At 68.1% G+C, this 6,334-nt stretch carries 6 protein-coding genes; 5 read left to right on the forward strand and 1 reads right to left on the reverse strand.

Annotation, left to right across the window (positions count from 1 at the left end; genetic code table 11):
* The first annotated feature begins 337 nt into the window (after positions 1 to 337).
* From IT306_06035 to IT306_06050, 4 genes are all read left to right on the forward strand, one after another.
* Positions 338 to 871 (forward strand): Hsp20/alpha crystallin family protein, encoded by a 534-nt coding sequence (locus tag IT306_06035; GenBank protein MCC7367960.1) that lies wholly within the window; start codon positions 338 to 340, stop codon positions 869 to 871.
* Positions 861 to 3,740, forward strand: a complete 2,880-nt coding sequence (gene lon, locus IT306_06040) for an endopeptidase La (GenBank protein MCC7367961.1) — start codon at positions 861 to 863, stop codon at positions 3,738 to 3,740. Before IT306_06035 ends, lon begins: the two co-directional genes overlap by 11 nt.
* A 38-nt stretch (positions 3,741 to 3,778) precedes the next feature.
* A complete protein-coding gene (locus IT306_06045; protein MCC7367962.1) occupies positions 3,779 to 4,222 on the forward strand; it encodes a zinc ribbon domain-containing protein in 444 nt (147 codons plus the stop codon).
* A gap of 230 nt (positions 4,223 to 4,452) precedes the next feature.
* Positions 4,453 to 4,674, forward strand: coding sequence for a CDGSH iron-sulfur domain-containing protein (locus IT306_06050; GenBank protein MCC7367963.1), 222 nt, complete (start codon positions 4,453 to 4,455; stop codon positions 4,672 to 4,674).
* A 72-nt stretch (positions 4,675 to 4,746) separates the two neighbouring features.
* Here the strand turns inward: IT306_06050 and IT306_06055 are convergent, their stop codons facing one another.
* Positions 4,747 to 5,145: a DoxX family protein gene (locus tag IT306_06055; GenBank protein ID MCC7367964.1), complete on the reverse strand. Its 399-nt coding sequence runs from the start codon at positions 5,143 to 5,145 to the stop codon at positions 4,747 to 4,749.
* Between the two features lie 302 nt (positions 5,146 to 5,447).
* Between IT306_06055 and IT306_06060 the strand changes: the two genes are divergently transcribed.
* Positions 5,448 to 5,846 carry a MarR family transcriptional regulator gene (locus IT306_06060; protein MCC7367965.1) on the forward strand — a complete coding sequence of 133 codons (399 nt, stop codon included), beginning with the start codon at positions 5,448 to 5,450 and terminating at the stop codon, positions 5,844 to 5,846.
* Positions 5,847 to 6,334 lie beyond the last annotated feature (488 nt).

Here is a 6,334-nt window from a genome sequence, read left to right on the forward strand (position 1 = left end):
CACCGCGCATCCGTGCAGTCCCCAAACATCGAACTTGACGCACCAGCTCGTACCAGGGATGAGCGACCGCGTCGCAGCGCGACGCATCGATGGTAGGCGGGGCTTTCAAGCCCCGACGCGGTCGCTGCTCGCTGCCACCGGGTCACGCGCGGCCCGCTCTGAACGGTCTTGGGGTTGAAACCTCCGAAGCTGCATGCAGAACTCCGGTCCGCACCCGGTGACAAGCGCATTTGCACATGGTCCAGGACCATTGCCCCCGAGCGCGGTATCATTCCTGCCAGAACCCTTTACGCCTGTCACACCTTCCCACTTCCTGCCTACTCGCTGGAGTCATCCCATGCGCTACCGCCGTCTGGGCTATCGCTACGCGATCGTTATGGCGGCCAGACGCCCACGGCCGCTTGCAGACGCCTGGCAGCCTCATACTGCGAGCGTCAGTATGGGCCAGCCGGCCTGGCGGCCCCCGTGCGACATCATCGAGACGTCCACCGAGCTGATCGTGCTGGCCGAACTGGCCGGTGTCGATCATGAGGAACTGGACGTGCTCCTCTTCGAGGACGCCCTGATCGTGGAAGGCGAGCGCCGTTTGCCGCCCATGCACGCCGCCGGGGTCTACCACGCCGCCGAGATTCGCCAGGGCCAGCTACGGCTGGAACTGCCCCTGCCCAGCACCATTGACCCTGACCTCGTGGAGGCCCGCTACGAGCGCGGCCTCCTCGAACTGCGGCTGCCTAAGCGGAGCGTCCCGCTGCGCCCAACGCCCATCCCCGTCAGCCGGCCCGTCGATGCGACCGCTGCCCGGCCGGCAAGCCAGGGACCACAGCACCAGGGATCAGACCGCCAGCCAGAGAGAGACGACAATGGATCCTGAACGACCTGACCAGGATGAGCCTCGCGCGGTCGCCAACGACGAGGCCGACAAGGTGGCTGAAACGCCGGAGTCGGCCAGTGACGGCGACGCTGCCCGGCGGCCCGTCTCGCCCGCCACCGACGACGCGCCAGCCGCCACCGACGACGCGCCAGCCGCCACCGACGACGCGCCAGCCGCCACCGACGACGCCGTGAGCGGCGAATCCTCCCTCGATGGCGACGCTGCTGTCCTTGATCCTGCTGAGGCCGGGCAATCCTCCGGCCCGGTCATCCCAGACACGCTGCCGGTCCTGCCCCTGCGTGGCGGGACCGTCGTCTTCCCGCTCGCCGTCATGCCGCTGTTCGTCGGGCAAGAGCGCTCCATCAAGCTGATCGACGACGTGATGCGTGGTGATCGAATCGTTGCGCTGGTGGCCCAGACCTCGGACACTCCAGAGCAGGCCGGCCCGGACGATATCCACCGCATCGGCACGGCCGGCGTGATCCACCAGATGGTGCGCTCGCCAGACGGCACCATCCGCCTGATGATCCAGGGTATCGAGCGCGTCCGCCTGGGCGACTTCGTGCAGACCGATCCGTACCTCAAGGCGCACGTCACCGTGGCGAAGGAGACGCCCTCGTCTGGTGTCGAGACGCAGGGGCTGCGGCGAGCCGTCCTCGATCTATTCCGGCGGCTGGTGCCGCTGGTGGACGAACTTCCGAACGAGATCACGCCGGCCGCCGAGGCGCTCGAAGATCCCCGCCAACTGGTCTATCTCGTGGCGTCCACCACCCCGCTGCCCGGGCCGATCCGCCAGTCGCTGCTGGAAGAGGACGTGCTGGACGCCAAGCTGCGGCGGCTCGTCGAGTTGCTCCAGCACGAGCTTGCCATCCGAGAGCTGGGTCACAAGATCACCACCGAGACGCGCGAGCGCATGACCAAGGCGCAGCGCGAGTACTTCCTGCGCGAGCAGCTTCGGGCGATCCGCAAAGAGCTGGGCGAAGAGGATCAGAACGGTGATCCGTCTCAGTTGCGTGAGCGCATCGATGCGGCCGGCCTGCCCGAAGAGGCCCGTCGCGAGGCCGAGCGCGAGCTGAACCGCCTCCAGAACGTACCGCCGGCCTCCCCGGAGCACGGCATCATCCGGACCTACCTGGATTGGATGGCCTCGCTGCCCTGGAGCCGCCTGACCGGCGGCGAGATCGACGTGCCGAAGGCCCGCGCGATCCTGGATGAGGACCACTACGATCTGGAGAAGATCAAGGACCGCATCCTGGAGTATCTCGCGGTCAAGAAGCTGCGGCAGGACCGGCAGGCGCTCGCGGCCGAGGTTGTGGAGGATGGCAGCGTCGAGACGCCCGCCCCCAACACCCAGTCCGAGACCCCCACGGACCGCGTGGCCCGTGAGCCGATCCTCTGCTTCGTGGGGCCGCCCGGCGTCGGCAAGACCAGTCTCGGGCAGTCGATTGCGCGGGCGCTCGGGCGAAAGTTCGTGCGGATCTCACTCGGGGGCGTCCACGACGAGGCCGAGATTCGCGGGCACCGCCGGACGTACATCGGTGCGCTGCCCGGGCGGATCATCCAGGCGATCCGCCGCGCAGAGGCCCGCGATCCGGTCTTCATGCTGGACGAGATCGACAAGGTCGGTGCGGACTGGCGCGGCGATCCATCTTCCGCGCTGCTGGAGGTGCTCGATCCGGCTCAGAACAACTCGTTTACGGACAACTATCTGAATGTCGGGTTCGATCTCTCTCAGGTTCTGTTCCTGACCACCGCCAACACGTTGGATACCATCCCGGCCCCATTGCGGGACCGGATGGAGGTGCTCCAGCTTTCGGGGTACACCGACGCTGAGAAGGTGCAGATCGGGCAGACGTATCTGGTGCCGAAGCAGTTGGCGGCCCACGGCCTGCACCCGGAAGAACTCTCGTTTGAGGACGAGGCGTTGCGGACGGTCATCCGAGGGTACACCCGCGAGGCCGGCGTCCGAAATCTGGATCGGGAGATCGCCACGCTCTGCCGGAAGGTTGCGCGTGGGATCGCCGAAGGCAACACCGAGCCGGTCCATCTGACGCCTGACAACGTCGTGACGTATCTCGGGCGGCTGCGCTTCATCGATGAGGTGGCCGAGCGCACCCAGCGGCCGGGCGTGGCGACGGGCCTCGCCTGGACGCCCACCGGCGGCGACGTGCTGTTCGTCGAGGCGACCTGTATCCCCAGCCGCGACGAGCGCCTGATCCTGACCGGGATGCTGGGGGATGTGATGCGGGAGAGCGCGCAGGCGGCCCTCTCCTACGTGCGTGCGTACGGGAGCACGTTCGGTGGCCCGCTCGCAGCGACCCAGAACGGGAAGGGCGGCAAGGGCACAAGGGCGAAGGCTCCTGAGACAGCGGTGCCGCCCTGCGCCGGACTGGATGGGCGTGTCTTCGAAGGGGCGACCATCCACCTGCACGTGCCGGCGGGCGCGATCCCGAAGGATGGCCCGTCCGCTGGCGTCACCATGCTGACGGCGCTCGCCTCATTGGCGACGGGCCGCCCGGTCCGCTCTGACCTGGCGATGACCGGCGAGTTGACGCTGCGCGGGAAGGTCTTGCCCATTGGCGGGGTCAAGGAGAAGGTGCTGGCGGCCCACCGGGCGGGCATCAAGAAGCTGCTGCTGCCGCGCCAGAACGAGCGCGATTTTATGGAGGACGTGCCGGCAGAATTGCGCGACGAGCTTGAGGTGGTGTTCGTGGATACGGCAGAGGAAGTCCTCCAGCACGCCTTGCAGCCGCCCGCCGAGGATGCTGCCCCGGCCCCTGAAGCGTCCGCACGACCTCGTCGCTCGCGCGCACGGCCGGCCGGCGCGGCCGGCGCGGCCGGCGCGGCCGGCGCGGCTGGCCCAGCCTGAGCGGAGAGGCGGGGCTGATAGTGCGTCTCCCTTCGACGTTGGAACTGCTGGTGGAGGCCGGGGAGTCCTCTGCTGAACAGTACGAATTGCTGCGCTGGGTTCGCTGCCTCTCGCCGCAGGGGCTGGCGGACCGGGCCGGCGTGCTCGCGCTGTTGGATGATGTGGCGCGTGAGGCCGCCGTGGCGGCACGCTCGCCAGGGCAACCCATCACCGGTGGCCCGACGTTGCCGCAGATCCAGGTTGGCGCGTTGCGGTCTGCCGGCTATCTCGATGAGGCCGGCTGCGCCCAGTTCGACGCATGGCCCGGCGAGCGGGAGACCGTCTCACGGATCGTGACCGAGGCGCAGGCAACACTGCGTCGGCTGCACGACGCGGCCGACGGCGCAGGCAGGCGCAGCGTTGACCTCATCACCTGCCGGACCTGCGGCCGGCAGGTGCCCTCGGAAGCGCGCTACTGCGGCTACTGCGGCATCCGCGTCTGACAGAGCGGAGGCTGATGACGTGTTATCACTGACGTCGGTACAAGCCCCCACCCCCCGACCCCCTCCCTCGCAAGGGGGAGGATGTCGGCGAAGCCGATAGTCGCGCCGCGCAGCGGTTGGGGAGGGGCTTCTCGGCCGTAGCGTTGCTGGCGGCCCGGCCCGACGCTATCCTGACGAGGCGTCGGTGCACCCAGCCGTGCAGGCCGACGTACCGAGCAGGAGGCAGTCAGATGGCGGTAAAGATCGTTCCGCTCGACAACGGTCCGTTGATGGTGGAAGGTGAGCTTGAACTCGTCTCACCCAGCGGCCAGCCCATCGCCACCAAGGGGAGCAAATCGTTCCTCTGCCGCTGCGGTGGCTCGACCAGGAAACCGTTCTGCGATGGCACCCATTCGCGGATCGGGTTCGCGGCTGCCGAGGCCGCCGTGGCAAAGCAGGACGCCGAGGGCTGAACCGCACACAAGCGTCGCCCCCGCTCGTGGCGAGAGCGGGGGCGACCTGTCTCTGCCAGCTTCGATGGGCGGTTAGCGGGCTGACTGGAGCGTGCGCCGCTCCGCCCGAGCGCCAGGCGGCGCCAGCTTCCAGCGACCGTACGCCACGAACGCTGCCAGACCGGCCACCACCAGCGGGAACAGCGCCATCGTCGCGTCGCCCTGGATGATGTGCAGGCCCGTTGCGCCCAGGGTGATGATGGTGAGGCCGGCCGCCGCCAGCGGGGTCAGGCCGGGCTTGATCTTCAGCAGGCCCGGCAGGATCAGCCCGACGGCCCCCAGCAACTCCGAGACGCCGATGAACAGGATCAGCGCGCCGGGCAGCCCCATCATCTGGGACAACTGATCGAGCGGGGTGATCACCTTCATGCCGCCAAGCAGCAGAAACAACACCGCGAGTACCACCTGAACCGTCCAGAGGGCGTAGGTCATCAGCAGGCTCCTTTGGGGGAGAGGATCGGGCAGCGGCCGTTGAACCGTAGGTAGTTGAATGTTCAATATCAGCGTCCCGTGTGACGGAACAGTGTTGAACGTTCAACTATTCCCCGGTGTGGCGGCACTCGCGCTACACTACTCTCGTGTGTGACGTGTGCTCCTCTGCTCCTGCTGCCGCCGCCCCGGAAGCTCAGCGGCCGGCCGGGCGCCCGGCCTTGCGCTCTTCTGCGCCGGCCCCCTGGCTTACTCCCGGCGAATCCTGTGCCTGGCGAGCATTCTTGCTGGCGACCCAGCTCCTGATGGGCCAGTTGGACCGCGAGCTTCAGCACGCCGCCGACATGCCCCACACGTACTACGGCATCCTGGTGGTCCTCTCCGAGCAGCCGGAGCGCTCCCTGCGTATGACCGAGATTGCGGATCTGCTCCGCTTCTCCAAGAGTCGGCTGACGCACGCCATCGGGCGGCTGGAAGAGCGCGGCTGGGTCCAGCGGATGGTCTGCCCCACGGACCGGCGCGGCACCTTTGCTGTGCTGACGGAGGCCGGGCATGCAGCATTGGCGGCCGCCGCACCGGGCCACGTGGCCGGCGTCCGCCAGCACCTCTTCGATCGGCTGACGCCCGAGCAAGTGGAGCAGCTACGCGTGATCTCAGAGGCGATTGCTGGCCCGCTGCTGCCGGGAGCCCGTCAGCCGCTGTAACACGCGAGCGCGCCTCGTGGGATACGTTGGCCTCGGGTAGAACGTGGCGGACGTGCGCCGGTAGGTGGACGCCCTCTCCAGGGCAATCGCCTGTTCGGGCGTTGCACCGCAGGGGAGAACCGGTCGAGCCAGTCCGTCGGGGGTGAAACCCAATGCCGTTCAGAGCGGGCCGCGCGTGACCCAGTGGCAGCAATCAGGGACCGCGTCGGGGGATGAATCCCCCGACGTGTCTCCGGATTCGCTCGCAACCTGAACGGTCTTTGGGGGTTCAACCCCGCCTACGATCTTGGCGTCGCGCTGCGACGCCGGAGCACATCGCTTCGTCGCGCTGAAACGATGGGATACGTGCCGTGGGCCATGCCCCGCGGCGCCCGCAGGCAACACCGGCTGAAATATGCGCCCTCACTCCCGTGTTACTTATGCCAGGTAAGTTGAGGAGTGAACTGTCCACCCGGGCCGCTGCCTCACCGCCCTGCTTCGCGCTGATC

The sequence above is a fragment of the Chloroflexota bacterium genome, from assembly GCA_020850535.1.
Classification (GTDB): Bacteria; Chloroflexota; UBA6077; order UBA6077; family JACCZL01; genus JADZEM01.

Bases quoted from the DNA above. Each gene is read 5' to 3' on its own strand.
- IT306_06035 (MCC7367960.1), top strand. From the start codon at position 338: ATGCGCTACCGCCGTCTGGGCTATCGCTACGCGATCGTTATGGCGGCC.
- lon (MCC7367961.1), top strand. From the start codon at position 861: ATGGATCCTGAACGACCTGACCAGGATGAGCCTCGCGCGGTCGCCAAC.
- IT306_06050 (MCC7367963.1), top strand. From the start codon at position 4,453: ATGGCGGTAAAGATCGTTCCGCTCGACAACGGTCCGTTGATGGTGGAA.
- IT306_06055 (MCC7367964.1), bottom strand. From the start codon at position 5,145: ATGACCTACGCCCTCTGGACGGTTCAGGTGGTACTCGCGGTGTTGTTT.
- IT306_06060 (MCC7367965.1), top strand. From the start codon at position 5,448: ATGGGCCAGTTGGACCGCGAGCTTCAGCACGCCGCCGACATGCCCCAC.